The organism is Candidatus Nanosynbacter sp. HMT-352 (genome assembly GCF_022819345.1).
GTDB lineage: Bacteria > Patescibacteriota > Saccharimonadia > Saccharimonadales > Saccharimonadaceae > Nanosynbacter.
Map to the genome: position 1 here is coordinate 534,577 of NZ_CP089288.1, position 24,948 is coordinate 559,524.

Annotated in this window: 26 protein-coding genes, 1 tRNA gene and 1 other annotated feature; of the genes, 4 read left to right on the forward strand and 23 right to left on the reverse strand. The window is 45.1% G+C overall.

Annotated features, from left to right (window positions below):
- On the forward strand, positions 1 to 1,134 hold the full coding sequence (locus LRM46_RS02825) for an AI-2E family transporter (protein WP_243812945.1): 1,134 nt from the start codon (positions 1 to 3) through the stop codon (positions 1,132 to 1,134).
- 38 nt (positions 1,135 to 1,172) lie between these two features.
- Here the strand turns inward: LRM46_RS02825 and cysS are convergent, their stop codons facing one another.
- Together cysS and LRM46_RS02835 are read right to left on the reverse strand one after the other, a co-directional pair.
- Positions 1,173 to 2,606 (reverse strand): cysteine--tRNA ligase, encoded by a 1,434-nt coding sequence (gene cysS, locus LRM46_RS02830; RefSeq protein ID WP_243812946.1) that lies wholly within the window; start codon positions 2,604 to 2,606, stop codon positions 1,173 to 1,175.
- Between the two features lie 139 nt (positions 2,607 to 2,745).
- Positions 2,746 to 3,384: a hypothetical protein gene (locus LRM46_RS02835; protein WP_243812947.1), complete on the reverse strand. Its 639-nt coding sequence runs from the start codon at positions 3,382 to 3,384 to the stop codon at positions 2,746 to 2,748.
- A gap of 307 nt (positions 3,385 to 3,691) precedes the next feature.
- Between LRM46_RS02835 and LRM46_RS02840 the strand changes: the two genes are divergently transcribed.
- Entirely contained in the window at positions 3,692 to 4,522 is an 831-nt protein-coding gene (locus LRM46_RS02840; protein WP_243812948.1) for a hypothetical protein, read from the forward strand.
- A gap of 12 nt (positions 4,523 to 4,534) precedes the next feature.
- Here LRM46_RS02840 and LRM46_RS02845 read toward each other — a convergent pair whose 3' ends face one another.
- A complete protein-coding gene (locus LRM46_RS02845) occupies positions 4,535 to 5,515 on the reverse strand; it encodes a DHH family phosphoesterase (RefSeq protein ID WP_243812949.1) in 981 nt (326 codons plus the stop codon).
- A gap of 209 nt (positions 5,516 to 5,724) precedes the next feature.
- On the opposite strand from LRM46_RS02845, the gene LRM46_RS02850 reads away from it, so the two are divergent.
- Positions 5,725 to 6,891, forward strand: a complete 1,167-nt coding sequence (locus LRM46_RS02850) for a PKD domain-containing protein (RefSeq protein ID WP_243812950.1) — start codon at positions 5,725 to 5,727, stop codon at positions 6,889 to 6,891.
- Between the two features lie 69 nt (positions 6,892 to 6,960).
- On the opposite strand, the gene recR is transcribed toward LRM46_RS02850, so the two are convergent.
- From recR to rplA, 12 genes are all read right to left on the reverse strand, one after another.
- On the reverse strand, positions 6,961 to 7,578 hold the full coding sequence (gene recR, locus LRM46_RS02855; RefSeq protein ID WP_232736512.1) for a recombination mediator RecR: 618 nt from the start codon (positions 7,576 to 7,578) through the stop codon (positions 6,961 to 6,963).
- 4 nt (positions 7,579 to 7,582) lie between these two features.
- The gene (locus LRM46_RS02860) at positions 7,583 to 7,873 is read right to left on the reverse strand and encodes a YbaB/EbfC family nucleoid-associated protein (RefSeq protein ID WP_129635271.1); all 291 of its coding nucleotides are present in this window, start codon (positions 7,871 to 7,873) and stop codon (positions 7,583 to 7,585) included.
- A gap of 32 nt (positions 7,874 to 7,905) precedes the next feature.
- Positions 7,906 to 9,366 carry an ArnT family glycosyltransferase gene (locus tag LRM46_RS02865; protein WP_243812951.1) on the reverse strand — a complete coding sequence of 487 codons (1,461 nt, stop codon included), beginning with the start codon at positions 9,364 to 9,366 and terminating at the stop codon, positions 7,906 to 7,908.
- A 21-nt stretch (positions 9,367 to 9,387) separates the two neighbouring features.
- Positions 9,388 to 10,740: a replicative DNA helicase gene (gene dnaB / locus LRM46_RS02870; protein ID WP_129635267.1), complete on the reverse strand. Its 1,353-nt coding sequence runs from the start codon at positions 10,738 to 10,740 to the stop codon at positions 9,388 to 9,390.
- Positions 10,740 to 12,188, reverse strand: coding sequence for a DNA polymerase III subunit gamma/tau (dnaX, locus tag LRM46_RS02875; protein WP_243812952.1), 1,449 nt, complete (start codon positions 12,186 to 12,188; stop codon positions 10,740 to 10,742). Before dnaX ends, dnaB begins: the two co-directional genes overlap by 1 nt.
- A gap of 341 nt (positions 12,189 to 12,529) precedes the next feature.
- Positions 12,530 to 12,985 carry a DUF2690 domain-containing protein gene (locus LRM46_RS02880; protein ID WP_243812953.1) on the reverse strand — a complete coding sequence of 152 codons (456 nt, stop codon included), beginning with the start codon at positions 12,983 to 12,985 and terminating at the stop codon, positions 12,530 to 12,532.
- A gap of 143 nt (positions 12,986 to 13,128) precedes the next feature.
- Complete coding sequence (locus LRM46_RS02885; protein WP_243812954.1) at positions 13,129 to 14,004, reverse strand: DUF2797 domain-containing protein; 876 nt, start codon at positions 14,002 to 14,004, stop codon at positions 13,129 to 13,131.
- Positions 14,005 to 14,009: 5 nt separating this feature from the next.
- Positions 14,010 to 14,525: a hypothetical protein gene (locus tag LRM46_RS02890; RefSeq protein WP_129637171.1), complete on the reverse strand. Its 516-nt coding sequence runs from the start codon at positions 14,523 to 14,525 to the stop codon at positions 14,010 to 14,012.
- A 250-nt stretch (positions 14,526 to 14,775) separates the two neighbouring features.
- Positions 14,776 to 15,153 carry a 50S ribosomal protein L7/L12 gene (gene rplL, locus LRM46_RS02895; RefSeq protein WP_129632638.1) on the reverse strand — a complete coding sequence of 126 codons (378 nt, stop codon included), beginning with the start codon at positions 15,151 to 15,153 and terminating at the stop codon, positions 14,776 to 14,778.
- 65 nt (positions 15,154 to 15,218) lie between these two features.
- A complete protein-coding gene (rplJ, locus tag LRM46_RS02900; RefSeq protein WP_243812417.1) occupies positions 15,219 to 15,743 on the reverse strand; it encodes a 50S ribosomal protein L10 in 525 nt (174 codons plus the stop codon).
- 59 nt (positions 15,744 to 15,802) lie between these two features.
- Positions 15,803 to 15,939: a sequence feature (ribosomal protein L10 leader region), on the reverse strand.
- Positions 15,940 to 16,156: 217 nt separating this feature from the next.
- The gene (locus LRM46_RS02905; protein WP_243812955.1) at positions 16,157 to 17,353 is read right to left on the reverse strand and encodes a hypothetical protein; all 1,197 of its coding nucleotides are present in this window, start codon (positions 17,351 to 17,353) and stop codon (positions 16,157 to 16,159) included.
- 309 nt (positions 17,354 to 17,662) lie between these two features.
- Positions 17,663 to 18,349 carry a 50S ribosomal protein L1 gene (gene rplA, locus LRM46_RS02910; RefSeq protein WP_129632827.1) on the reverse strand — a complete coding sequence of 229 codons (687 nt, stop codon included), beginning with the start codon at positions 18,347 to 18,349 and terminating at the stop codon, positions 17,663 to 17,665.
- Between the two features lie 450 nt (positions 18,350 to 18,799).
- Here rplA and eno point away from each other — a divergent pair, with 450 nt between their 5' ends.
- Complete coding sequence (gene eno, locus LRM46_RS02915; protein WP_243812956.1) at positions 18,800 to 20,080, forward strand: phosphopyruvate hydratase; 1,281 nt, start codon at positions 18,800 to 18,802, stop codon at positions 20,078 to 20,080.
- A gap of 74 nt (positions 20,081 to 20,154) precedes the next feature.
- Here eno and LRM46_RS02920 read toward each other — a convergent pair whose 3' ends face one another.
- The 8 genes from LRM46_RS02920 to LRM46_RS02955 form a co-directional block, all read right to left on the reverse strand.
- Complete coding sequence (locus LRM46_RS02920; RefSeq protein ID WP_243812957.1) at positions 20,155 to 20,712, reverse strand: L-threonylcarbamoyladenylate synthase; 558 nt, start codon at positions 20,710 to 20,712, stop codon at positions 20,155 to 20,157.
- Between the two features lie 64 nt (positions 20,713 to 20,776).
- Positions 20,777 to 21,202: a 50S ribosomal protein L11 gene (rplK, locus tag LRM46_RS02925; protein ID WP_129632624.1), complete on the reverse strand. Its 426-nt coding sequence runs from the start codon at positions 21,200 to 21,202 to the stop codon at positions 20,777 to 20,779.
- Positions 21,203 to 21,268: 66 nt separating this feature from the next.
- Positions 21,269 to 21,814, reverse strand: a complete 546-nt coding sequence (gene nusG, locus LRM46_RS02930) for a transcription termination/antitermination protein NusG (RefSeq protein WP_243812958.1) — start codon at positions 21,812 to 21,814, stop codon at positions 21,269 to 21,271.
- Positions 21,815 to 21,824: 10 nt separating this feature from the next.
- The gene (secE, locus tag LRM46_RS02935) at positions 21,825 to 22,154 is read right to left on the reverse strand and encodes a preprotein translocase subunit SecE (protein ID WP_243812959.1); all 330 of its coding nucleotides are present in this window, start codon (positions 22,152 to 22,154) and stop codon (positions 21,825 to 21,827) included.
- 89 nt (positions 22,155 to 22,243) lie between these two features.
- Positions 22,244 to 23,437, reverse strand: a complete 1,194-nt coding sequence (locus LRM46_RS02940; RefSeq protein WP_243812960.1) for a sensor histidine kinase — start codon at positions 23,435 to 23,437, stop codon at positions 22,244 to 22,246.
- Between the two features lie 30 nt (positions 23,438 to 23,467).
- On the reverse strand, positions 23,468 to 24,160 hold the full coding sequence (locus LRM46_RS02945) for a YgjP family zinc-dependent metalloprotease (protein WP_243812961.1): 693 nt from the start codon (positions 24,158 to 24,160) through the stop codon (positions 23,468 to 23,470).
- A gap of 2 nt (positions 24,161 to 24,162) precedes the next feature.
- Positions 24,163 to 24,705: a P-loop nucleotide/nucleoside kinase family protein gene (locus tag LRM46_RS02950; protein WP_129743944.1), complete on the reverse strand. Its 543-nt coding sequence runs from the start codon at positions 24,703 to 24,705 to the stop codon at positions 24,163 to 24,165.
- Positions 24,706 to 24,765: 60 nt separating this feature from the next.
- Positions 24,766 to 24,842, reverse strand: a tRNA-Trp gene (locus tag LRM46_RS02955).
- Between the last annotated feature and the right edge of the window lie 106 nt (positions 24,843 to 24,948).

Genomic DNA, 24,948 nt, shown 5'->3' on the forward strand with positions numbered 1-24,948 from the left:
ATGAAAGTACGTATAGAGATAGACACGAAAACATTTGTGCGATTTTGGCTGGTCGTGATGGGCTTTGGTCTGGCTGGTCTGGCAATTTATTCCGCAAAGGATGCGCTGGTTTTATTGGGAATTTCCCTGTTCTTGGCGTTGGCACTAAATCGTCCGGTTGCAGCAATTGCTAAAAAATTGCCTGGAAAAAGTCGATTAGGCGGCACAGCGCTGGCGTACACGACGCTGGTTTTGCTTTTGGGTTGTGTGATCTGGTTTGTTATTCCGCCAATTGTCCAACAATCTGCCAAATTTGTCGAGAGTATTCCGAGTATAATCGACCAAGCAAGTTCACAGTGGCGTGGCGTCAACGATTTTATTGATAAGAATAATTTGCGCCCACAGGTCGATTCGATGATGGAAAACATCAAGCAGCAATTTTCGTCTTGGGCGACGAGCGTCGGCACGAATCTATTGTCCAGCGTTGGCTCTTTGGCGTCGTTCTTGGGCTCGCTATTCTTGGTGCTAGTGCTGTCATTCCTGATGCTCCTCGAGGGTCCAACTTGGGTGAAGCGTTTGTGGGGATTGTACAACGACGAAGAAAAAATGGAGCGTCATAAGAAGCTGGTCGGTCGTATGTATAACGTGATTACGGGATACGTTTCTGGGCAATTGACAGTTTCTGGAATCGATGCGATATTATCAGGTTTCGTGGTGTTTGTGCTGAGTTTGACATTCCCTGTCATAAATTCAAATTTGGCAATGCTCACCGTTATGGCGACGTTTGTGCTGACGCTAATTCCGATGTTTGGCGCAACGATTGCTGGCGCGTTGATATCACTACTACTATTCTTCAATAACATGACAGCGGGCGTTATTTATGCGATTTATTTCGTGATTTACCAGCAGATTGAGAATAACTTTGTCTCTCCTTCTATCCAGTCAAAGAAGGTTGAGTTGTCGGCTCTGACTGTCTTGGTCGCGGTGACAATTGGTTTGTATGTCGGTGGTCTATTAGGTGGTTTAGTTGCTATTCCAGCCGCTGGCGTCGTGAAAGTTTTGCTGGATAATTACTTGGAGCAAGCCAAGTCTAACCGCGTCGAAAGCGAAAAACCGCTTAATAAATTAGTTAAGAAATTGAAAAACGAAGATTAGTTGACACAGAAAAAATATAGCCCGTTGAATCCAGCGGGCTATTTCCATGTCCAAATGCTGCCGCTTGGCGTATCACGAACGGCAACGCCAGCCTGAAGAAGTTCATCACGAATTCTGTCGGATTCTTCCCAATTTTTCTCTGCGCGTGCTTGACGTCGCTGGATGATAAACCTCTTCAAATCGTCAGTAATATCAGGCGTGGATTCGGCCAAATCCAGCCCTAAAATCTCGTCAATCTCATCAATAAACTGCACCAAACTCTGTCGATGAATTTTATCAAGTGGCGTATGATCCAACTTTGAAAATACTTCATCAATCAACGCCAGTGCGCCTGGAGTATCCAAATCATCGTTCAATTTCTCGACTAACGCCTGACGTCCCGCTAATAACGAAACCGAATCGTCCTGCTCGTCCTTATCATCGTCATCTTCCAGCGTGTCGTGAGTTTGATGTCTCAGAACCGCGTAATCCCGCCAATGATTCAGCCGCGCCTGCGCTGCTTCCAGAATTTCCCAAGTAAAATTGCCCTCCGTCTGATAATGCTTACTGAGAATCGCCAGCTTAAACGCCATCGGACTAAAGCCTCGCGAAATAATATCTTCCAGCGTAATAATATTTCCCAGGGATTTACTCATTTTTCGGCCGTCGACTTTTATGTGATTATTGTGCAGCCAAATCTGAGAAAATTGCTTTCCAGTCAAACTCTCGCTCTGGGCAATTTCATTCGTGTGATGAACTGGAATATGATCAATCCCGCCCGCGTGAATATCAATAGAATCCCCAAGTGTTTCACGGGCAATTGTCGAACATTCCAGATGCCAGCCAGGAAAACCGACTCCCCACGGACTGTCCCACTCCATATCGCGCTTGGCATTTTTTGGCGAAAACTTCCAGACGGCGAAGTCGGTAATATTGCGCTTCCCCTCAACGCTCACTCTGGCGCCAGCTTCCAGGCCCGCTACGTCCAGCCGCGCTAATTTCCCGTAATCCTTCAAAAGCGACGTATCAAAATACATGCCGTCGCCGTCGATTTTATATAAAAATCCTTTTTCGTCCAGTCCTTTTGCGAAGTCAATCTGCTGCTGAATATAATCCGTCGCCCGCACCAAGTAATCTGGTTTTATCAATTTCAGCACGTCATAAGCCTCATGATTGGCTATGGAAATATATCTTTCCGCCACGTCCCAGGCAGTCTTCCCTTCACGGCGCGCGCCTTTTTCCATTTTATCCTCGCCGTTATCGTCATCGCTGGTCAAATGTCCAACGTCGGTGATGTTTTGCGTTCGAATAACGGGAATATCTTGCCAGCGTAGCAATCGCACCAGCACGTCCCAATAAATATAGCCAACCCAGTTGCCGATGTGCGGTTGCGAATAAACTGTTAGACCACAGGTGTAAAACTTGACCGTTTCTCCGTCGAGCGGTTTCAGTTCGTCTTTTTTTCTGGTAAGCGTGTTATAGAGTTTTATCATTAGTTCTATTGTACGTTACTCTGGTCAGTTTTTCAAAATTGGTATAAAAAACAGCCCCAACGGGACTTAATAATTTCAAGGAAGAAATGACAGACAGTATTATTACAAAACGCCGCCCGCCATTTCTCCCGTCGGAAGATTAGTTCCACTCTAGGAGGGTTTTAATCCTCCCGAGTAGCTGATGCAGCTGGGAAATTTGATTCTCCCCCAACTGAAGAATGTCGGACTCGTCGAGCAAGATATGGGTATTTTCCCTTACTTGCATTGCAGGTATAACGATCTCGACAAGATAGTCTCCGAGATCTTTCACCCCCTTCCTCTGTTCTTCCAAGGCGCACACTGCCTTTTTCAAGGCAGTGATGATCGCGCCGTTTAGGCGCCTCATAACCTTGACGTGGCACAGTGAAAGGCGACCGTAGGCCGACATTATCTCCCAGCGCGACCAGGTCTGAGTCCTGCCTGAAGACCCTGCTGTGTTGAACACAGCAAGTAGATTCTGCTCCGCCGAATACGAAGCAAGTGTCATTCTGCTAACAGAGTGATATCTGACGTCAAGCGACGACGCCAAGACGTCATGTAAGATGAGCATGATTGAGAGACAGCTCTCAATCATATTATCGATGACTTCTTCCCCCGTAATTTTTCCACTCTTCTGGAACGCACGCCCCAGATTATTGGCGGCATTCTCCAGTTTACAAAAGAGCTTGATGTCGCTCTCCTTGAAGACAAAAGTCTTTCCGCTAATTTTCAGAGTGTTGTCTTTTTCCTGTCGAGACATAATCTCTTTCCTGTCTTCTCACCCCTGGATGGTTAAGTGACGTTTTGTCACAAGGTGAGATCTCATTCCTCTTTTCTGCTTTTTATAAAAGGAATAAAAACTCACCTTGTATATAACTGTCTGTCAAAGTACGCTTTCGGACAAGGATTTACTCAACTTGTCAACAAAAGCTGGTGTTATTTATACCACACTTATATTAAAAAGTCAACTCTAACCTAGTCCTATCAGGGTCTAAGACGTCGTAGCTATGTCGCCAGATAAGACCTTGTACTTGACAAAATAAGATATTTAATATATAATAAAAAGTATGAGAGAAAAAGTGCAGGTGCGTCGTCCGCCAATATTCAGCTACGATAGGCCTATTACACTGGATTCTTTAAAGTATATGAAAGATAGGTTGATAGGTGCTTTAGAGGAGCCTGAGATAATTGATAAACTGGGGAATCTAGCCTTAGGACTATGTAATACGGCTCAAATGCTGGAGCCTATGAAATCTGTTGAAGGTGAAGAGCTGGGAGGCAGTCATCCTGACCCAGACTGGACAGATAAAAATATAATACCACTTACTGGGAGTAATGAGTTTGTTGTTTCTGGAAGGCAGATATCTCTTATGCCAGTGCAAAAAGATAGAATAAGCGATACTTTTGCTAGTGAAAGTATCGCCAGAATGTGTACTTATGTAGATATCTATTCGCCCACAAAAATAAAAAGAACAGGTGTTGGCGGTTTTTGTAGTACTACTTTTTACGAAATGGGGGACGTCGGGACGGGCCCTTATGTATATCTTCGCCCTGTTATTAGTGTGGCTCAGAGTGGACTGACATGTGTTAATACCGCCACGTTGGGTCACGAGACATCTCATGCGCATGATTGTGTCACGAATCCAGTTTTGGAAATAGACCCTAAATCCGATCAAGTAAACCTCCGTTCTGAATTGCAAGCTTATGCCGTAAGCAAAGTTCTCCAGGATTATCTGACGTATAATGATAGAATAATGTTTAGTTACCCTAGTGTATCGGACCGAGTAGAAGAGGTACGAAGAAAAGTTAACGGCCCCCTATGGTCTGAGGGTGCATTTGATGTGAATGATGATTTGATAGAGCAACTAGATAGAGCAGGTCTGGGAGATATATATTGATAGCGTAGTGGATCAATATTCTGTTTGTAGAGCTTGATTTGTTGCTGTAACTAATTCCCTTACGATTTCGTCATAATCTTCATATACGCGGAAGCCGGCCGCATACGGATGACCGCCGCCACCGAAGTATCCAGCCACGGTGTCGGCGATTGGCAAATTACCTCGTAGGCGCGCAGTCAATTTGCCGTCAGGGTAAGTTTTAATAACGCAACTAAGCGCCACGCCTTCAACCAACCGCAGTTCGTCGCCAATCAACGCTCCAGGGTTGTAGGCATCGCTATAGGCTTGGATTTCCTCAAATGGCACATGCACTAACGCCAATTGTCCATCCAGTAAATATTCGATTCGCTCGATCAATTTTCCCTTGTACGCCAAAATTTCTGGCGATTTCTTCATAAATTCGCGTCGTCGCTCTTCAATTTCCGCGTTGGAAGCGCCCAGTTCTGTAAGTTCTCCCGCCGTATGAAAAGTCTGAGCCGTAGTGTTTGGCGTAGTAAGTCCCAGACTATCGCTCATAATAGCTATCAACAAATCTTCGGCCGCCTGAGGATTTATCTTCCAGTCGGAATGCTTGAATAGTTTATACAGTAATTCCCCGGTCGCCACGACGGTTTCTGATAACATAATATGATCAAAGCTGAGCGTCGATTCGGCTGTATGATGATCGATAACCAGAGTCGGGTGCGTTTCCAGAAAATGGCGCGCCCCAGGAGTTTCTAATACCTTACTGAGAAGCACGTCCGCGCTTGTATCGACAATTATCGCGGCGTCAGCTTGAAACGGAAAGTCGTTCTGCACTCGATCCCAACCGCGAATATAATGAAGATATTTCGGTATGTCTACTGGACAATATAAAGTAACAGTCTTCCCTAGGTCGCTTAAGACTTCTTCCAGCGCCAAACTTGAACCCAGGCTATCGCCGTCGGGATTTTCGGCTTGAATAATAACTATATTGTTTGCGGATTGAATGAATTGTTTAGCTGTATCTAGCATATTATTTATTATAACAAATGATTTTTACTCTAATATAATATATATTGTTTTTAATTACATAAGTGGTATAATATGTGATGGACTATTAAAAATACTGCGCAATCGAAAAAAACATAAACATTTTTATAAATTATTATTGACAAAATATAAAGATTGTGCTAGTATGAGGACATAAAGCCTGAAGATAGGGCTGGAAAAGAGGAGTTTTTATGAACAAATTTAAGAAAATCGGCATTGCTATCTCTTTGGGATTTGCTATGCTCGGTGGAATCTGGTTGGCATCACCTTCACAGGCTGCCGGCTGTAACAGCTTTAACGTTGTATACTGTGGTACACATTCTATGTCAGAATTGCAAACAGCATACAGTCGTACAGAAATTAAAGAACTATACAAAGAGTGGTACGTTACTGAGACTATGGTTCAAGGTGGCTCAAACATGCGTGAAGGTGTAGTTGACGCAAATGGTAACATTACTGTTGACGGTCGTGTTGTAGCTACAAACGCTATAACCGTACAGTCTAAAGCTGGTACTCGTCAGCCTCAGCCACAACGTAGCTACAAGACCTCAAACGGATATACTTACTACCAATACACAACTGGTCAGAGCTTCGTTGACGGACCTAAGAGCTACAATATTTACGCATGGTTTGACAATAACGGCTCATTTATCACTGGTGTGATTAAAGACTGTGGTAACCCAGTTTGGGGTAACCCAACAACACCTCCAGCAAAGCCTGCTCTAACATGTGACGCTTTGCAAGTAACTGAAATTTCTCGAAACACCTTCAAATTCAGTGTTAAGGCAACCGCTAAGGATGGCGCATCTATCACCAGCTACACATACAACTTCGGTGATAACAACATCAAGACAACTAACTCATCAGAAATTCAATACACTTACGCAAAAGAAGGCAACTACACAGTTACTATTACTGTAAACGGTAAAGAAACTGGTGAAGTTAAGAGGCAAAACCCTAACTGTCAAAAAACTGTTACGGTTAAGCCGGAGCCAAAGATTGTTGTTTGTGAACTTAAGACTAATAAGTATCCAGTAGAGATTAAGGAATCAGAGTTCGACAAGAGCAAGTATTCAAAGAATCCAAACGACTGCAAGGAAGCTCCTGCTAAGATTAAAATCTGTGTAATCGAGAAAAAAGAGATTCGTGAAATCAAGAAGGAAGAGTACAACGAGTCAAAGTATACAACTGACTTGAGCAAGTGTCAGGAAACCCCTACACCAAACACTCCTTCAACACCAACACCTAGCCCAGAATTGCCAAAGACTGGTGCAAGTGACGCGATCATGTCAGCACTAGGTCTAGGTGGACTAACTACAGCTACTATCGCTTACATCGCTAGCCGCCGCCAAATGTAATAGGTCAAGCTAGCAACGAAATACCCGCCGAGATGGCGGGTATTTTTATTGGTGATGAAGCTGTTGAGTCTATAACTGTTTTCGACCTTCTAGTGCGTGAGTTAGTGTAATTTGGTCTGCGTACTCAAGGTCAACGCCGACTGGAATACCTCTAGCCAAGCGTGTGATGGTCGTATTCAAGCCAGCTTCTTGGATGTAACGCTGTAAGAATAGCGCGGTTGATTCGCCTTCTACTGAAGCGTTCGTAGCGATGATAATCTCCTGAACGTCGTCGGTTTTTATGCGCTCGATCAGCTCTGGGATGTGTAATTGCTCTGGTCCAATATTGTCAATTGGTGAAATAACGCCGCCCAGCACGTGGTACGTACCCAGGAACTGCCCTGTTCTTTCTATAGCGACAATGTCTAGCGGCTCCTCGACTACACAAACGACTTTTTTATTCCTGTTCGAATCTGCGTATAAAGGCGACACATCGTCATCTGAGTCGATTAACGCAAATGTCTTCGGGCAGGTTTTTACGCGGTCGTGCAATTGGTCTAATGAATGCGCTAATTGCTTTGCGGATTTGGGATTACGGCGTAAAACCGCGTAGGCATATCTTTCAGCCGTACGCGGTCCAACTCCAGGTAGATTACCAAAATCATCAATTAAAGCAGTTAGTGCTTTTGGTAAAATGTCGATTGACATGACTTTAGAATGGCAAGTTGCCCAAGCCGCCCATCAATGGCTTCATAGTTTCAGCAGCGACTTCCTGTGCCTTTGTCATGCCGTCACGAACTGCGATTTCAATCCAGTGCTCCAACTCTTCGATATTCTCCAAGTCGACCATTTCTGGGTCAATCTTTACAGACTTGATCTTTAATTCGCCAGTGATTTGTACGATCACAGCGCCATCGCCAGCCTCAACTTCGATGATTTCTTTGCCTAATTGTTTCTGTGCTTTGCGTAATTGTTGCAGCATTTTTACCTGATCAAACGCCATATTCCTCCTTATTTAACACTTATAATTATACCCTATTTGCGGTCGGATGTGTAGATATAGAAGCGATCGCCGTCTTTATGGTCATTGACAATTACTGACGACAAGTGCCCAGAGTAAGTCTGCGGAATTTGAGACTTTACGCTGTGGCTAACATATAAAGTCTGTCCGACATTCGCTGGCGCTGTGTAGATAATTGATATCTGGTGATAGTTGTGTTTTTTAAGCGCTTCGTAAATCGGTGATTCTTCTTTACTGACCAATAACGAGAATGAATCAGTTGGTGCGGTATTTTTACGGAGCAAAGATAAATCTTTATTAAAGCGTGAAACTGCTTCTGGGAAATAACGATAACCGTCAATATAGCGGAAGCTACCACCCACCACCATAACGATAATTAACATTGATATAAGAACCAGTCCTGTGCCGCGAGCGTATGGATTGCGCGGGAAAAGGCCGTACCACATATTCATTAGGGATTCCAATCCGACCGCCAAGAGAATAAATAGCGGGATGATGATTATCGGGGTGAGACTTGGCTGGAAGATGAGTAGCGCCAATGCTAAGATTAGCCACGACCAAATCATAAACGAGCGGGCGCTGGAGATTTTTTGGAAGCTGCGGAATAGCCCTAGTCCGATCAGCACCATTGCGTTGACGTCCATAATTGGCGTGATTTGGTTTCCTACGACTGATGGGAAAATGCGAATGTATGTGTAATATAAAGTCCTGAGGTTTGCGATGATGTCAAAACTTAGGCCGTTGATGCCGATGAGGTTGTAAAATAGCGCGTGGGATTTATAGCAAAGAAAACCAATCGCACAACCAATTGTGAATAAAATAGCGGACGGCACAATCCAAGATTTACGATGTTTTCTGGAGATGAGGAAATAGCGTGGGTGCGGATGCAGGAGGGCGATGATCAGAAGTCCCAGATTGATATACCAAAAATACGGAGTGAAGAGACTGAGTGCCGTGGTGATTGCTAAGCTGATTCGCCAAATGGAAGCGTTCTGGGCTTTTTGGAGAATCAATGTGGCAAAAAGTAAAGTTAGCGCGGTGTAGAAAATATATAAAATGCCAACAGTTGCGCTTTGACCGATGAATAAAAATTGACCAGTCGTTGCCATGATTAATAGCGATAGAATTGTTGTGGACGGCTTAAACCAGCGCTTTAAGAGGAAGAAAATAGCGACGGAGCTGGCGATTGAAAGGATTACGGCGGGCGCTTTAATTGTTAATAAACCGACGCCAAACAGTTTGAAGAATAGCAATTGAAGAAGGTGAAATGGCAGATTTGTGACGGCGATTCCCTCGACGCTAAAATTCAAGTGATTTGTCGTATTGACCATGTCGATTTCTGCTTGCGACAAACCTCCCGGCACGTGCAACGCGGAAATTATAATAGCTCCTATGTATAGCAGCGCCAGCAGCGTATAGCCGAAAACGTAGCGCCATCGGTAAAGGAATATATCGGTAACTTTTTGCTTTTTCATTGGTATGATTATAACACAATTCTATTCATGCTTGCGATCCAGACTCATAAAGCGTAGGCGCTCTGGGTGGAAGTACAATTGAACTTTACCGACCGGACCATTACGGTGCTTAGCTATAATGAGGTCAGTAATATTCTGGACTTCCGGGTTGTCAGGTTCGTAATATCCAGGGCGATAAATAAAGCTCACGATGTCGGCGTCCTGCTCAATGGAACCGGATTCACGCAGGTCGGCTAGTTGCGGAATTGGCGGCGTGCGCGATTCGACAGAACGGCTCAGCTGACTTAGGGCAATTAGCGGCACATTCAGCTCGCGAGCAATAAGCTTCAGTCCGCGTGAAATTTCCGAAACTTCCTGAACGCGGTTTCCGTTGTGGTTTCCGTTGGCCTGCATAAGCTGCAAATAGTCGACGATGATTAGTCCCAATTGGTTCTCATGAGCAATTCGGCGCGCTTTAGTTCGCATTTCCAAAACTGATAATCCCGGCGTGTCATCGATGTAAATTGGCGCCTCAGCCATTTCTCCCATAGCCTCAGACAATTTTGCAAAATCTTCATCGCTCAAGTTTCCGGTACGAATATTCCAGCTATCAACTCCCGACGCATCCGCCAACATACGGTCGACCAGCTGTTCCTTGCTCATCTCTAGGCTGAAAAATAGGACAGGATTTTTCTCAATCGTCGCCACGTTATAAGCCAAATTTGTTACTAGCGTCGTCTTACCCATGGCTGGGCGCGCCGCCAGAATGATCAAGTCTGATTTTTGCAAACCAGCGGTCATATTGTCCAGATCACGATAGCCAGTACGAACTCCCCTGAGAGAGCCTTTATTTTTACTGAGCTCTTCAATTCGATCAAAGCTATCCGTCAGAATGCTTTCCAGACTGACCAAATCTTGCTTGGTTGATTGGTCTGATACGCTGAAAAGTTCAGCTTCGGCCTTCTCTAATAATTCCTGTGTGGTCGTCGATTCGTCATAGCCAAGTTCTGAAATATCGCCACTCGCTTTTATCAGACGCCTGCGAACCGCTGCCTGCGCAATCATTTCCGCGTAAGCCGATGCGTGCGCTGCCGTTGGGACGTAGTTTGTTAGCTCTGTCAGGTATGCCGAGCCGCCAACTAATTCCAGCTCGTCCTTTCGCTTCAATTCGTCAGTTAAGGTCAATAGATCGACAGGCTTATGTTTTTCAAATAGCCGCATCATTCCGGCAAAAATCAATCCGTGATTCTTGTCGTAAAAATCGCTAGGGTGAGTAATCTCTGCGGCGTCCGCCAAAACTTCCTCGTCAATTAAAACCGCCCCAAGCAAACTCTTTTCCGCGTCCAAATTTTGTGGCGGTATCTTCCCTTTTACTTCTTCACTTTTATCTGCCATTAAATATCCTCCAGCTTAACTTCTTCGCCGCCACCCATTAATTCTGCAATTTCCGCCAATTTTTCGTCCTCTGGCGGTTTCTTCTCTCCAATTATATCAATTTCCAAATCCATCGCGGTTTCTTCTGAGATAATTTCTGAGATCAATGGTTTGTTTTTTGCGTCGTCCAGTTTTTTCTTATAAAACGCGGAACCTGCGTAAATTGTCAATTTTTCACCGTCAAACGACCACTGGCTTTTCTGTAATAATGACGCCAGTCCGAGGGATTTTTCCTTCGCTCTTTCAATGACTTTTTCCCAATTTAGCTCTAGTGGCGCGTCGGTTTTCTTTGGTTTTGCGGCGGGTTTTTTTGCTGGCTCGGCTGGTTTTTCTTCTTTTTTAATCGGCTTTTCGGTCGGTTTTGCTGGCTCTGCGGGCTTAATTGGTGTTGGTTTTGCGGCAGGTTTTTGGGATGCAGCTTGAGTTGTATTTTTCTTTGTCGTGATTGGCTTTTCTGCCGGCTGAGAATTGCTATTCATAAATATCGTCAATAGTTTCAAGTCTGGATGCGGGTGCCGATCAACCTCGATCAATTGCTGAACTAGCCCAACAAGGTTTGGATTTTTTCGTAACCTATTGCGAGCAATCGACAATAATTGATGCGACACAACAACTGAATTTGCGCCACTATTTTCTAATTCCTGGAAGATGTTTAAGACTTTTTCGTTATCGTCGGATGGATATGAATCCAACAAATTGCCGAGCATCGTCGCGTCGCTCAGTCCCAAATATTCGGTAACCATATTCGCCGTCAGCGGCTGGTCTGGAGTTGCTAAAATCGACAATTGGTCAAGCGTGCTAATGCCGTCACGGAATCCGCCGCGGGAACGTTCAGCAATTAACTTGGCAGCATCCTCTTCGATTGCAAATCCTTCTTTTTTCGCTATATTCATTAACTGGCGCGTCATAATTTCCGTCGGAATTGGGCGGAAGAAAAATTGCTGAACACGGCTAAGAATGGTAGCTGGAAGTTTGTCGGCGTCGGTTGTAGCTAAGATAAACACCACATGCTCTGGCGGTTCTTCCAGGGTTTTTAATAGCGCGTTAAATGCTGATTTTGACAGCATATGAACTTCGTCGATGATATAAACTTTTTTCGGCGCAGAAACAGGCGCGACTTGGGCCTTTTCTCTTAAGGCTCGAATGTCGTCGACGCCGTTATTACTGGCTGCGTCAATTTCAATAATATCCAAGTTTGAAGCGTCGTCATCATATGGCAAGTGGTTAATTTCGTGCGCCAGAATTCGCGCCACTGATGTTTTTCCCACGCCACGTGGTCCAGTCAATAAGTACGCATGAGCAATTTTTCTCTGCTCTAACGCTCGACGTAAAATACTAGTCACGTGATCTTGACCTAAAACTTCATCCAAACTGCGACTGCGATATTTACGATATAGCGCCTGACTCATCCCCTCATGCTCCTCATGAGATAATTATAGCAAACTATACCTTGAGACAGAAGTTAACAAATGTGATTTCCGATTATTCGAGATCGCATAAATACGATTATTATTGTAATAATGGCAGTAATTATACAAGTTAATAGCAGAGCCTTAGACTTCTTGCCAATTTTTTCTCTCTTAAGGATAAATATTGATGTAATTAGAGTCACCACTCCCAAGATGTATGGCAAGTATCGTGCCAGTACTATTGAAGTATTGAATAATATTGTAGTTAAGCTCATTGGTAGCCTCCTTTGCTGTGTTTTACCCTCGCTCTCTATGTTTGCATAGAGAGCGAGGGACTGGTCTCACGACCATGGTGTTGAATATGTGAAGTTGTTCTGGTTCACGAACACTGCACGCACTTTATGTGCCGGCGAGTAGATCATCGGCGTATAGTGTACAGTGGCGACTGGTGCGCATGTTGTATCGAAGAATATCTGTTGTGTGTATCCAGTATCCTGGACGGCTTTCAGATATCCGTTACTAGCGCACTTGATCCAGCCTGGGCTATACATGACAATGCGAGCCCAGTTTGTCTTGCAGGTTGGCGACCACCTAATCTGCAAGGAGAATTCCTTGTTGTTGTAGACTTGGGTGGTGACGGCATCGGCGCTGCAGCCCGTTGCGTCTGCGTCCTGTCCCGAGCACCAGTCTCCGTAGCACCCGACGGCATGAGCGGCGGGTGGGGTGGCTAGCGTCATCGCTGAGAACACGAGAGAAATGATGGCAATAAATGCCGCCAATCGCTTCTTGCTGTTCATCATCAACTCCTCTGATTGTGAAACGTACACCGAGATTATTCTCGGATGAGTGGAATTATACTTCTGTTCTATCAAAAAGTCAACCCCTGCTCTTCTAAAATAAAAGTAATAATGTTAACAAAAGCCTCGCGGTTAAATTACTCTTAAAACAACGCCAGCTGCGTGCTGGGTATTTCTATGTCAATGACGCCGTCAACTTTTTGCGCCCGATAGCCAATGAGCTTTTTGATGTTGTAAGCCAGCAGCTGACCGTCGTAATCAGTGATGACAATTGAGCCGATGACGCTACGTACATGTCCGACTAGTTGACTATAATCCTTCATTAAAACGACACGTGACAAATCAACACCAGTGGTTTGAAAATAATCTTCGCAAGGAATTAGCTCGGATTTCGGAAACGACACACCAATTTTTTGCTCAATTTCAAGTAATTTTTGTCGCAATTCCCTTTCGCCAACTGCACGGTCAAAAGGTTGTTTTATCAATTCCAGCTTTTTGTAAACTGGCAGAGTTTCAGTTATTCCGTCCAGCTTGGAAATTTTCGCCTCATATTGTCTGGCGATCAATGCCGAAGAAAATGTTTCTAATTTTACGGCTAATCGCGCTCCTTGCTCTAATAATCTTCGAATTCCGCGCTCTTCTTGCGAGATTCCAACTTTTATGACGTTCGGCGCGAAGTACGCCAAGTAAACAAAGTGCGGATTTTGATTGATTTTTTCTTGTTGGGCGGAAACCGAATTGGCGTTATAAAATGCTGGATTAAAGCCAGTTTTGTCGCGGCATTTTAGGCAATTTTCATATTTTTCATCAACCGTGGCGTGGTCTGGGCAGATTTGGCTACAGCGATTCTCAAAATCCACCCAACCCGTGCAATATTTAACGGAAAAATCAAACTTAAGAGACAAATCTTGTTCGAACAATTCATGGCGCTCAATTTTATCACCAACTTGACATTCAATAAAAGGCTTATTGTCGGCGTTAAAACTGGCGTAACTGAGCAGAAATTCGCTCGGTAGCATAATATTTACAATGCAGCTTCGACTGCAGCCCAAGTTGCGTCAGGATTGTCTTCGGGGATGATGATTGTAACTTGGTCGCCGACGTTAATTCGGAAGTAAGTTACGCTAGCAAGCAAAATACGATATTCGCGGCCGGAAGCCTCGACGTAGTAAATTCCGTCGTGCTGGACGAGTGTTCCGATAACTTGCTTTCGTGGTACAGGACCGATTTGCTTATAGATAAAGCTGCCGTCTTCAGCGATTGTCAATTTCATCAGGTCACCTTCAACCAGCTTCGACTTTGAAGCGTAGTTGGCTGGGATTGGGTAATTTTTGCCGTCTGGGCTAAGCATCATCTGGCCGTCAAATACGCCTTCGATAATCTTTCCTGTTACATCATCTGACGAATTTTTTGGCGTGACAACTTGACCGTCGTCGCCAATAATACTAATCAATAATTCTTTTGCGGCAGCTAAATTGGTTTCCGCCTCTTGAATAAGTGTCCTCAGACGCTTAATTTGCTTTTCTGGTAATTCAGACATGGTTCTCGCAATTCCTTTGTCTATTTTTTATAATACTTAACTAATATATAGCATATCCTTACATTTATATCAAGTCGCGTTATCTATTTTTATCCGATTTTCCACAGCGCTATAAGATATGAATAAAAAAGTGTTGCAAATTTTACTCTTGAAATCGACGTGTGGTTCGTGATATTAAGATTGGCGACATAAAAATCACCGCCCAGAGCGGACGGTGATTAAACGAAACAAATTGGCGTTATATAACAAATTATGAAAGCTCGACAGTAGCGCCAGCGTCTTCCAAAGTTTTCTTTGCAGCTTCAGCTTCGTCCTTAGAAACTTTTTCCTTGACTGGTGCTGGAGCGCCGTCAACGATAGCTTTTGCTTCACCTAGACCTAGGCCAGTGATTTCCTTAACAGCCTTGATGACTGCAACCTTCTGAGAACCAGCGTCTTTCAAAGTAACTGTGAACTCAGTTTTTTCGTCAGCAGCAGCGGCGTCACCACCAGCAGCTGGACCAGCAACAGCGACAGCTGCAGCAGCTGGCTCGATGCCGTATTCTTCTTTAAGATGATTTTTCAATTCGTTAACTTCTAGAACTGTCAACTTTACAAGTTCTTCAGCCAATTTCTTAATATCAGCCATTGATATTCTCCTTTATTATTATATTGTTGCGATGAATGCAACGTTACTAGTGTTGATTGCTAAACTTAAGCAGCAGCTTTGGCTTCGATGCCGTCCAAAAGTCCGTGCAAATTGCCGCCAAGCGCGTTGACCGTGTCGTGTACTGGTGATAGCAATTGTGATACCACTTGAGCAACGAGTTGGTCTTTGCTTGGTAGACCCGCCAATGCTTTAACGTCAGCTTCGCTAATTGCCAAGCCTTCGCCTGAGAAGCCACCTGCAAGTTGTAATGCTGGATGTGTTTTTGCAAACGTGTCCAATACCTTTGCTGGCATAACTTCATCTTCGCTACTTACGGCGTAAACCAATTGACCAACCAATAAGCTGGTGTCGGTTTCTTTGTAAGTGTCGATTTCCTGAAGAGCTACGCGTACCAGTCGGTTTTTAACAACCTTGATGGTAACGCCCGCTTCGCGAGCTGCCTTGCGTAGTTCTTGTAGGTCGGCAACGGTAAGGGTTTGATATCGAGCAAAAGCCGTACCCTTAGCGTCTTTTAATAGCTCTGTCAGTTCAGCAACCAAAGTTTGTTTTTTATCGCGTGAAATTGCCATAAAAATCCTTTCTTTGATTGAGTTAATTTGTTATGTGCCAATTTGTTAACGTGCGGTAATGGAGAATCAAAAAACGTCTTTGATTCTCGCACTACCAAAGACGTCAAATAAAACTGTTAGTTTCATCCCTCGGTGGCATTTTTACACTTGTTTTACGTCAAGTCGCCACTGTCTTTGGTAATGTTCCTTAGAATTGTAGCAGAAATGACAACGAAAAACAAGAGTTATGGCAATTATTTTCCAGCCGATTATTTTACAATAATAACGTGATAAAATCAATAGGCTTCTATGTCTAGCCAAAGAGAAAACCCGCTCCGTAGAGCGGGTGTGGTGTGTGAAACCTCCTTCTGTATCTGAGTTCTCCGCTGAGGGGTGCTAGTCGATTAAACTAACACCCCTCAACGAGATGTTGGTTATCCTTCTGGGTGCGCCGTCTGGCGACGACGCGCCCAAATAAGGAATCCTCCGAGAGTCACTAGCGCGACCGCGCTGGTGACTGCGTCTCTACTTGCACCAGTGATCGCCAGCTTCTTGTGCTGGCGTGCTGGTGCCAGTGTCGCCGACGGCGTGGGCACGGGTGCCGGTGTCGTCGTCGGATTTGGAGTCGCCGACGGCGTGGGTGTCGGCACCGGTGTTGCCGACGGTGTCGTCGATGGGCTCGGAGTCGGTGTCGGTTCCGGCGTGGGTGCCGACGGGGTTGGTGTCGGAGCCGGTGTGGGGCTCGTCGACGGGGTCGGCGCGGGTGCCGACGGGCTCGGACTCGGTGCCGGGGTCGGGGTCACAGAGGGAGTGGGTGTAGGCTGAGGAGCAGGCGTCGTGCCGTCTCCGTCGGTCCCTCCATTAGCCTTGATCTCGACCGTCTTCTCATAGCGGACGCCATTGACGGTAGCCACATTCGTGACCGCCTTTGCGCCATCAGGGTTCACCGGATCGGGGGTGTAGGTCACACAGACCTTCGATCCCTCGGGAGCCATCATCTTGATGGTCTCGTTGTCAACCTGAGTAGCCGTGACCTTGATAACGGTCTTCGGGTTCCACGTCTCATCCGTAGAGCACGAGACAACATTCGAGAGACGGGTGCTCTCGTCGTGAATTGTGTACTCAGTGCCAGGCGTGGTGACCCAGCTGATCATCCAAGAGACGGTGTTGTCAGGATTGACCCATCCCGCCTTGAAGTTGTCGATACTTGCGTAGGGGTAATGCACAGGACCGCAGTCCCTATCGCATGTACCATCACCGTTGCTATCACCGAACGTGACAGACGTCGTCTTGCCATCCAGGATGAGATTGGAAGTGTTCTTACCCACTGCCGTTTCCTGAATCCTGGCATTCGCCCACCAGTGACCGGAGACATTAGCCTTATCGGTCATGGAGTCGGGTACAGTGGTGACAGTACAGGTGAGCTTGCTGTCGGCAACCTTGCAGTCACCGATCTTCTCGCCGCTGTCGAGCGTGAAGGGGAACTCGGAAGCCCACTTGAGGTCGATGTTGGCATAGACGGTGAACGTCTGACCAACCTCAAGTTTGTCTGCCGCCCACGTGCCGTTCACAGACACCGTCGAGGTGACGTGAGTACCGGCAGAGGTGACCTTGGTGATTTCAGCAGTCATGGGGTGGCCATCCGCGTAAGACGGAGCGACCACACCCCCGAAGAGGGACATAGCAAGAATCGCGACGAGGGTCGCCACGATTGAGACCCCCAGCGGAGTCCTGTTACGGTGGTGCATTTTCGCACCATCCTTTCTTTGTTGAGTCAGGTACAGAAGATGTTAAGGTCCTTATCCAGCCATGCTGGAAATCAGGAAATCTGAACATCAGCTGCGTGGACTTTACTATTTTATCATAAAAAATGAAAAATGCAATAGTAACACAAAAATCCCGCCAAAATCGACGGGATTTAATTGCCTGAAATATAAATATTACAGAGAGTTCTCTACTTTAATACCAGGGCCCATAGTTGTGGCAATTGCAACGCTCTTAACGTAAACACCCTTTAAGCTGGATGGCTTTTGGGAGTTCAAACTGGTTAAGAATGCGCGTGCGTTTTCTGACAATTTTTCAGCGCCGAATGATACTTTGCCGATTGACAAGTGAACGATGGCTTGCTTATCAACGCGGTATTCAACTTTTCCGGCTTTTGCTTCAGAAACGGCTTTAGCGACGTCAGTAGCAACGGTGCCAGACTTTGGATTTGGCATCAAACCGCGTGGACCAAGCAAACGTGCGTATTTACCAAGCTTTGGCATGTACTGTGGAGTTGCGACCAAAATGTCGAAGTTCAATTCTTCCTTGTCTAATTGGCTTAGGAATTCTTCATCACCGATGATGTCGGCGCCGGCTTTTTTAGCGGCAGCGTGTTCTGATTCTGGTGCGAAAACAGCAACGCGAACATCCTTACCTGTACCGTGTGGCAATGCTACAGTTGAGCGAATGTTTTGGTCGGCTTGGCGTGGGTCAACGCCTAAGCGGATGTGGATTTCAACGCTAGCGTCGAACTTGACTGGGCTGGTTTCAGTAGCCAATTTCAAAGCTTCGTCTAAGCTGTACAATTTGTTCTTTTCAACGTTTTTTGCAGCGTCTTGATATTTTTTACCGCGGCGCTCCAAGCGTGGACGAGTAACTGGCTTTGGACCTTTCTTTACGTGAGCTTCAGCGTCGTCTGATTGTGGAGTAGTGTCGCCAGCTTCCTTGCGAGCTTCCTTCTCTGCTTTTTCAGCAGCTTCGTCAAGAGCTTTTTGGCTACGTTTGCCAGACTTAGCGACAGTAGCTTCGCGCTCAGCAACAACGTCTTTGTCTTTGTTGTCGTGAGATTTGCTTTCATTGGTAGCTTCTGCAATTGCTGCTTCAATTTCAGCGATTGTGTTTTTTTCGCTGACTGATAGTTTTAGTTCTGCTGCTTTTTCTAGCAACTCGGCTTTCTTTGCCATAAAAATCCTTTCTGTGGTACGAACGGCAATTTGTCATCTTAACAAACCAGCCTCCCAGCATTGATTGATAATAGTGAAATTATACCATATTTTCAGAGATTGAGGCAAATGTTTGATAAAATAGTAATTATGGATATAACAATTACAAACATACAAGCAAGGCAAATTTTAGATTCGCGCGGAAATCCGACGGTTGAGGCGGACGTGACTTTGAGTGACGGTTCGTTCGGTCGTGCGGCTGTTCCGTCTGGCGCAAGCACTGGCTCTTTCGAGGCTGTTGAGCTTCGGGATGGCGAGTTGGCGTTCGGCGGTAAAGGCGTGCTTCGTGCGGTCGAAAATGTCAATGGTGAGATTGCGCAGGCTTTGAAGGGTTCTAATCCGTTCGATCAGGTCGCAATTGATGAAAAAATGAAGAGTCTGGATGGTACGCCGAATAAGGCGCGCTTGGGTGCAAATGCGATTTTGGCGGTGTCGCTGGCTGTGGCGAAAGCTGCTGCTAAGTCGCGTGGCGTGGAGTTGTATCAATACGTCAATAGCTTAGCTGGAAGTCCTGCAATGTGCCTGCCGATGCCGATGATCAACGTGATGAACGGCGGTCAGCATGCGTTGGGCGCGACTGATTTTCAGGAATATATGATTATCCCAACTAGCGCGGCAACTTTCGCGGACGCAGTTCGAATGAGTGCGGAAGTTTTTCACGCGTTGGCAAAAATCCTGAAAGATGAAGGTTATCCTACGACGGTTGGCGATGAAGGCGGTTACGCTCCTCATGTTAGGAATGGTAATATGGAGCCTATTTTGTTGCTATCTCGCGCCATCGAGCAGGCTGGCTATAAATTAGGCGTGGACTTTGGTTTTGCATTGGACGTTGCAGCGAGCGAACTTTATAAGGACGGCAAATACAACTTGGCGACTGAACACCGAATTCTGTCGGCTGACGAAATGATTCGCACGTATAAAGCCCTGTTGGAACGCGTCCCTGTTCTCTCGATTGAAGACGGATTGAACGAAGAAGCTTGGGAAGATTGGGAGAAAATGACGGCTGATTTGGGCAATTTTGCGCAATTGGTTGGCGACGATCTTTTGGTGACGAATGTCGAGCGATTGAAGCGCGGAATTGAAGAAAAGGCTGGCAATGCGATCTTAATCAAGCCGAACCAAATTGGCACATTGACTGAGACAATTCAGGCTGTTTTGATGGCGAAGAATGCTGGCTGGAATACGGTGATGAGCCACCGATCTGGCGAGACGGAGGACGTAACGATTTCTCACTTGGCGGTCGGTTTGGGTACGGGTCAAATTAAGACTGGCTCGATGTCGCGTTCAGAGCGAATTGCTAAGTATAACGAGCTGCTGAGAATTGCGGAAAAGCGTCCAGATTTGGAGATTGCACATCCGTTTGTGAAGTAACTCGCGCAAAAAGACTTCCCCATAATTCAGAGGAAGTCTTTTTTATTTGGCGATTTTTGATAATTATTCGAGGATTATCTTCTTAAAAACTCAATTTCCCCGCCCTCGTTGATTCGGACAATTTGTGACGGTTGAGTATCGGCGACTTCTCCAGAATCGACATAAATCGGCACTAATTCGTGGAAGTAATTTATCGCTTCGGTGATGTTTTTTGCCGGTTCTTCTCCTGATGGATTTGCACTGGGCGCGACCAAAAGACCGACGGTTCGAATTAACTCTGCCAACGGAGATTCTGGCACGACTCTGAATGCCAATGTTCCGCCATTTCTCGGAAGATGTGGCAGGAAATCAGGACTCACTTTGGTGGCGATTGTTGTCGGTCTATTTTTGGAGATTTCTTGATATTTGTGTTTGATCGACGGCGTGAGATTGGGAATGTCGTCAATATTTGCAACCAAAATAATGACCGGATTATTCAAGGGGCGCCGCTTAACTTCGTATAATTTCTCGACGGCTTTTTTTGAATTGGCAGCGGCTAATATTCCATAAATCGTATCAGTTTTAGCAATTATCAATTGCTCATTTTTAAGCGCGGAAATTGCGCTGTCATCTAAAATATTCTTCACAATCATTTATTACATCTTACCATAAAATAACCCCGAGAAGTTCGGGGCTATTTGCTAAAAGTTCTGTAGATTAGTCGACGACTTCAACGCCCATTGAGCGTGCTGATCCGGCGATAACTTTCATTGCGCCTTCGATGTCGATTGCGTTCAATTGGTCTTTTTTCGCCTCAGCGATTTCTTGCAATTGTGCGCGAGTAATCTTACCGACCTTGTCCGAGTGCGGCTTGCCACTGCCCTTTTGGATTCCAGCTTTTTCACGAATCATATCGTCAACTGGTTGACCAAGTGAGTTCCAAGTAAATGTTCGGTCTTCGTAAACTTGAATGTGAACAATTACGTCTTTACCCATCATGTCTTTTGTAGCGTCATTGAATGGATTAATAAAGTCCATCATGTTTAGTCCCCACTGACCAAGCGTTGATCCCACTGGAGGACCTGCTGTTGCTCGACCGGCTGGAATGCGTAATTTCAAATTACCAATAATTTTCTTTGCCATAGTTCTTCCTTATAGTTTGTAGTGCGTAACTCGAATATTATATCGAAAAATGCTTAAAATTGCAAGCTAAACTTTTTTAACCTGCAGGGCGTCCAGCTCGACTGGAGTGTCACGGCCAAACATGCTGACCATAATCTTCAAAGTACCCTTAGACGCGTCAATTTCGCTCACGGCGCCATCAAAGCCCTTGAACGGACCGTCGATAATTGAAACAACTTCACCCTCTGAGAAGTCAATCTGATGCTTTGGCTCTTCAACGCCCATTCGCTTCTTAATCTTCGCAATCTCTTTTTCAGAAACTGGAGTTGGCGTAGTGTCGGCACCCACAAATCCCGTAACGCCCGGCGTGTTGCGGATGATGTACCAAGTTTCGTCAGTCAATTTCATCTCAACCAAGACATAGCCTTGGAAAATTTTAGCTTCAACAATTTTACGCTTACCGTTGCGAATCTGGATCTGCTTTTCCTTTGGCACGATAACGTCAAAAATCTTATCAGCCATATCAACGCCGTTGATTCGCTGGCGGATTGATTCAGCAACTTTTTCTTCGTAGCCAGAATAGGTATGAATTGCATACCATTGCTGACTATCATCGTATCGTTTTGAACTCATAATCTCTCCTTTACTTCAAAATTTGGTTAAAGCCCCAGTTAAATGCGGCGTCAAGTAATAAAATCAGAACGACAAACACAAAGGTGAAGATAAGCACCGCCGCTGTCATTGCCCAAGTTGCTGAGCGGGTTGGCCAGCGAACTAGCTTCAACTCTTCCCAAGCGCCCTTAAAATATCCAATCAATCCACCTTTTTCGTCAGAATTTTTAGACGCTTTTGTGGTGATTTTTGTTGATTTATTGATTTTTTTCGCTACAGCTTTTTCTTTTTTTGGCGCGTCGTCGGTAGCCTTGATTCGACGAACCGTAGTTTTGCTGCTTGCTTTGCCTTTCTGTGCCATATTTTCTCCCAATTTAAAAAGTCTGTTTTTCACAGACTGTCAATAGTCATTGTAATTCATCCGAGTCAAAAAAACAAGTTGACCGAATATTATTTGTCATTATTTTTGAACTCTTTCAGCTTGAATCCGAACGTCGATCCGTGGTTTAATCGGCTTTCTACCTCAATTTTACAGCCCAATTTCTTCGCCAACTTAGCGGAAACGTATAGACCTAATCCCGTGCCTTTCGTCTCGCGAGTTCTATAATCTTCTGCGCGGTAAAACTTGTCGAAAATTTTTGCCATGTCGGCTTTGCTAATGCCAATTCCCGTGTCAACAACCTTGAAGGTGATTTCGCCAGATTTATTTTTCTTGATTGATAAAGTTATGGAGCCCTTTTGTGTATATCGAATGGCGTTGGTGATGAAGTTTTGGAGAATTTCTTCCAGATATAGACGAGAAACCTTAACTACGCCAAGTCGCCCGCCGATATCCAAATTGAAAGCCAAACCTTTTTCGCTCGCCTGAGGTGAATATTCGGAATTTATCTGAGCCGCCAACTCTGTTACGTCGATTATTTCTGTTTCATCAGCCACTCCTCGCTCGGCGCGTGATAATGTGCTGAGGTCGTTGATCATTCGCGCTAAGAATAAAATTTGCTTATGAGATTCGTCGATGGCTTCAGGAATTTTGCTAGTCATTTTACGCTCGACCAACAATTTGGCGTTACTCAGCGAGCCTTCAGCAATAGCAATTGGCGTGCGTAATTCGTGACTAACTACGCTAATAAACTCATCGCGCTCCTCCTCGAGACTCTTCGTCTTCGTAATGTCACGCAAGATAAGTACATATCCGTCCGGCGTCATCTTGTCGCCGCCCTGAACTGGCGCAAGCGTAACTTCCAGGCGAATATAATCGTCATCTTCGATTTTCATCAGAACGTCGTCGCGCTGGCGAATTGCGGAAGACTTGGTGAGTTCCTTAAAAATGTCAATCGGCTTTTTATCCGTCGTTTCAAGATTCAGCACCTGACTGATATGTTCGCCGTTAATTCCGCTGTTCGTGTCAATCAAATTAAGTGCCGCCGAATTGTATGTATTGATAATTCCGTGTTCGTCCGTACTGAGAATTGCGTCGGTAATATTATTGATAAGCGTAATCATTCTTTGGTGCTCGCTGAGGCTTTTTTTATCATTTTTATAATCAGATTTATCGCTAATTTCCGACAATATTTTATGTAAAACAATAGCTATAACACCTAAAACAACACTCAGAGTGATCAATAGAAAAATTAGCGCCCACATAGCTAAAGTATAACATAAGCATATACGTTTCTATATGTATGGCGAATATTTTTTCAATTCATTTCGGTGCATTTTATAATGCGGGTCAAATTTGGCAACTTCGTCCCAGAATTTCGTCGAGTGATTCATATGCCTGGTGTGACATAATTCGTGGATAATTACGTAATCAATCAGCTCAAATGGCAAATTCATCATTCCGATATTCAAGCTAATCGTCCCAGATGAAGAGCAACTTCCCCAGCGACTTGACGAGTGCGTGATTTTACTCCGAGCAAAAGAAAAGCCGTGTTCTTCCGCTAAAAACGACAGTCGCCTTGGTAAATATGACTTGGCTTCTTTTCTGAGAGCTGCCAGAATTTTGCTGCGGATAAGTTGTTGGTTTGCGGCCGATTCGACGGATTCCGCCTCGTTGATTTCTGCCAATATCTGCGTTCCGACGATTTTCGCGCTCGAAGGTTTCGTGGTCGTTTGTATTAATAAATGATGGCTTTTGCCGATCTGCTGATTCTCCGTATAAGAAAGTTTTTCTCGGTATTGAGAAACTAATTCGCGGATTTGCTTTCGAGAGGTTTTAATCAATGCCTTTGCAGCCAACAGCGGCGCATATGGCGGCATTGTAATTTGTATTCGTCCGTCTGGCGCAATTTTCAAACTAACAGTTTTCGCCAGGCTGCGTTTTTTAACGACAATTTCTCCGAATTCTTCGTCGGTAATAATTGTCATGACTAACCTATGCTAATGCGATTTCCGGCAATTGGGCGGCGTGGAGCTTCTGGGCGACTGGCGCCGATCTGCTTAAGAACAGTGCGAGCTTGACTGCTTAAGGTGTGACGACCGCTAATCACGACGTAAGATTCGCTGCTGTGCGGCGCTGAGAATTGCTTTAGTCGTCGTTCGAAAGATTCATCGTTTCCGCCGTAAGCCTTTATCCAGCGATGCTTGGCTGTGGCGGGATCGGTTTGCACCCAAACAAATAGGACTTTATATCCATATTCCCTGGCAAGGCGATTGATGCGCATACGATTCGTGCGCTGATCTGTTGATCCGTCCAAAATGACAGTTTGCTTAGTCTTCAAAAATTCTTCCAAAAGCGATAATGTTGCGTCAGAAATGGTTTTTGTATTGTCCGTAAAAACTTCAAATTGTCGAGAACTTACCACTGGAGAATTGAAAATCTTCGCAAATTCTACAGCGAATTGTGTCTTCCCTGAACCTGGCGCACCAACCATGGCGATAATATGCGGAAGTGAAGGTGATAAAGGTTTCATATTGAGAAATTATAGCAGATTTTTGACTAATAAAAAAGATTCTCTTTCAAGCGAGAATCTTGGCAGGAGTGGAGGGACTCGAACCCCCGACACCTGGTTTTGGAGACCAGTGCTCTAGCCACCTGAGCTACACTCCTATAGCAACCATTTTATCACGAATTAGCTTTGTCGCAAATGTTAAAATTGTGAAAAATAAAAAAACTCGTGAAAAAGATCCCAAAATCTCTTGAAAAAACATAAGCG

Coding starts and splice junctions, on each gene's coding strand:
- LRM46_RS02825 (WP_243812945.1), top strand. CDS start 1: ATGAAAGTACGTATAGAGATAGACACGAAAACATTTGTGCGATTTTGG.
- cysS (WP_243812946.1), bottom strand. CDS start 2,606: ATGATAAAACTCTATAACACGCTTACCAGAAAAAAAGACGAACTGAAA.
- LRM46_RS02835 (WP_243812947.1), bottom strand. CDS start 3,384: ATGTCTCGACAGGAAAAAGACAACACTCTGAAAATTAGCGGAAAGACT.
- LRM46_RS02840 (WP_243812948.1), top strand. CDS start 3,692: ATGAGAGAAAAAGTGCAGGTGCGTCGTCCGCCAATATTCAGCTACGAT.
- LRM46_RS02845 (WP_243812949.1), bottom strand. CDS start 5,515: ATGCTAGATACAGCTAAACAATTCATTCAATCCGCAAACAATATAGTT.
- LRM46_RS02850 (WP_243812950.1), top strand. CDS start 5,725: ATGAACAAATTTAAGAAAATCGGCATTGCTATCTCTTTGGGATTTGCT.
- recR (WP_232736512.1), bottom strand. CDS start 7,578: ATGTCAATCGACATTTTACCAAAAGCACTAACTGCTTTAATTGATGAT.
- LRM46_RS02860 (WP_129635271.1), bottom strand. CDS start 7,873: ATGGCGTTTGATCAGGTAAAAATGCTGCAACAATTACGCAAAGCACAG.
- LRM46_RS02865 (WP_243812951.1), bottom strand. CDS start 9,366: ATGAAAAAGCAAAAAGTTACCGATATATTCCTTTACCGATGGCGCTAC.
- dnaB (WP_129635267.1), bottom strand. CDS start 10,740: ATGGCAGATAAAAGTGAAGAAGTAAAAGGGAAGATACCGCCACAAAAT.
- dnaX (WP_243812952.1), bottom strand. CDS start 12,188: ATGAGTCAGGCGCTATATCGTAAATATCGCAGTCGCAGTTTGGATGAA.
- LRM46_RS02880 (WP_243812953.1), bottom strand. CDS start 12,985: ATGAACAGCAAGAAGCGATTGGCGGCATTTATTGCCATCATTTCTCTC.
- LRM46_RS02885 (WP_243812954.1), bottom strand. CDS start 14,004: ATGCTACCGAGCGAATTTCTGCTCAGTTACGCCAGTTTTAACGCCGAC.
- LRM46_RS02890 (WP_129637171.1), bottom strand. CDS start 14,525: ATGTCTGAATTACCAGAAAAGCAAATTAAGCGTCTGAGGACACTTATT.
- rplL (WP_129632638.1), bottom strand. CDS start 15,153: ATGGCTGATATTAAGAAATTGGCTGAAGAACTTGTAAAGTTGACAGTT.
- rplJ (WP_243812417.1), bottom strand. CDS start 15,743: ATGGCAATTTCACGCGATAAAAAACAAACTTTGGTTGCTGAACTGACA.
- LRM46_RS02905 (WP_243812955.1), bottom strand. CDS start 17,353: ATGACTGCTGAAATCACCAAGGTCACCTCTGCCGGTACTCACGTCACC.
- eno (WP_243812956.1), top strand. CDS start 18,800: ATGGATATAACAATTACAAACATACAAGCAAGGCAAATTTTAGATTCG.
- LRM46_RS02920 (WP_243812957.1), bottom strand. CDS start 20,712: ATGATTGTGAAGAATATTTTAGATGACAGCGCAATTTCCGCGCTTAAA.
- rplK (WP_129632624.1), bottom strand. CDS start 21,202: ATGGCAAAGAAAATTATTGGTAATTTGAAATTACGCATTCCAGCCGGT.
- nusG (WP_243812958.1), bottom strand. CDS start 21,814: ATGAGTTCAAAACGATACGATGATAGTCAGCAATGGTATGCAATTCAT.
- secE (WP_243812959.1), bottom strand. CDS start 22,154: ATGGCACAGAAAGGCAAAGCAAGCAGCAAAACTACGGTTCGTCGAATC.
- LRM46_RS02940 (WP_243812960.1), bottom strand. CDS start 23,437: ATGTGGGCGCTAATTTTTCTATTGATCACTCTGAGTGTTGTTTTAGGT.
- LRM46_RS02945 (WP_243812961.1), bottom strand. CDS start 24,160: ATGACAATTATTACCGACGAAGAATTCGGAGAAATTGTCGTTAAAAAA.
- LRM46_RS02950 (WP_129743944.1), bottom strand. CDS start 24,705: ATGAAACCTTTATCACCTTCACTTCCGCATATTATCGCCATGGTTGGT.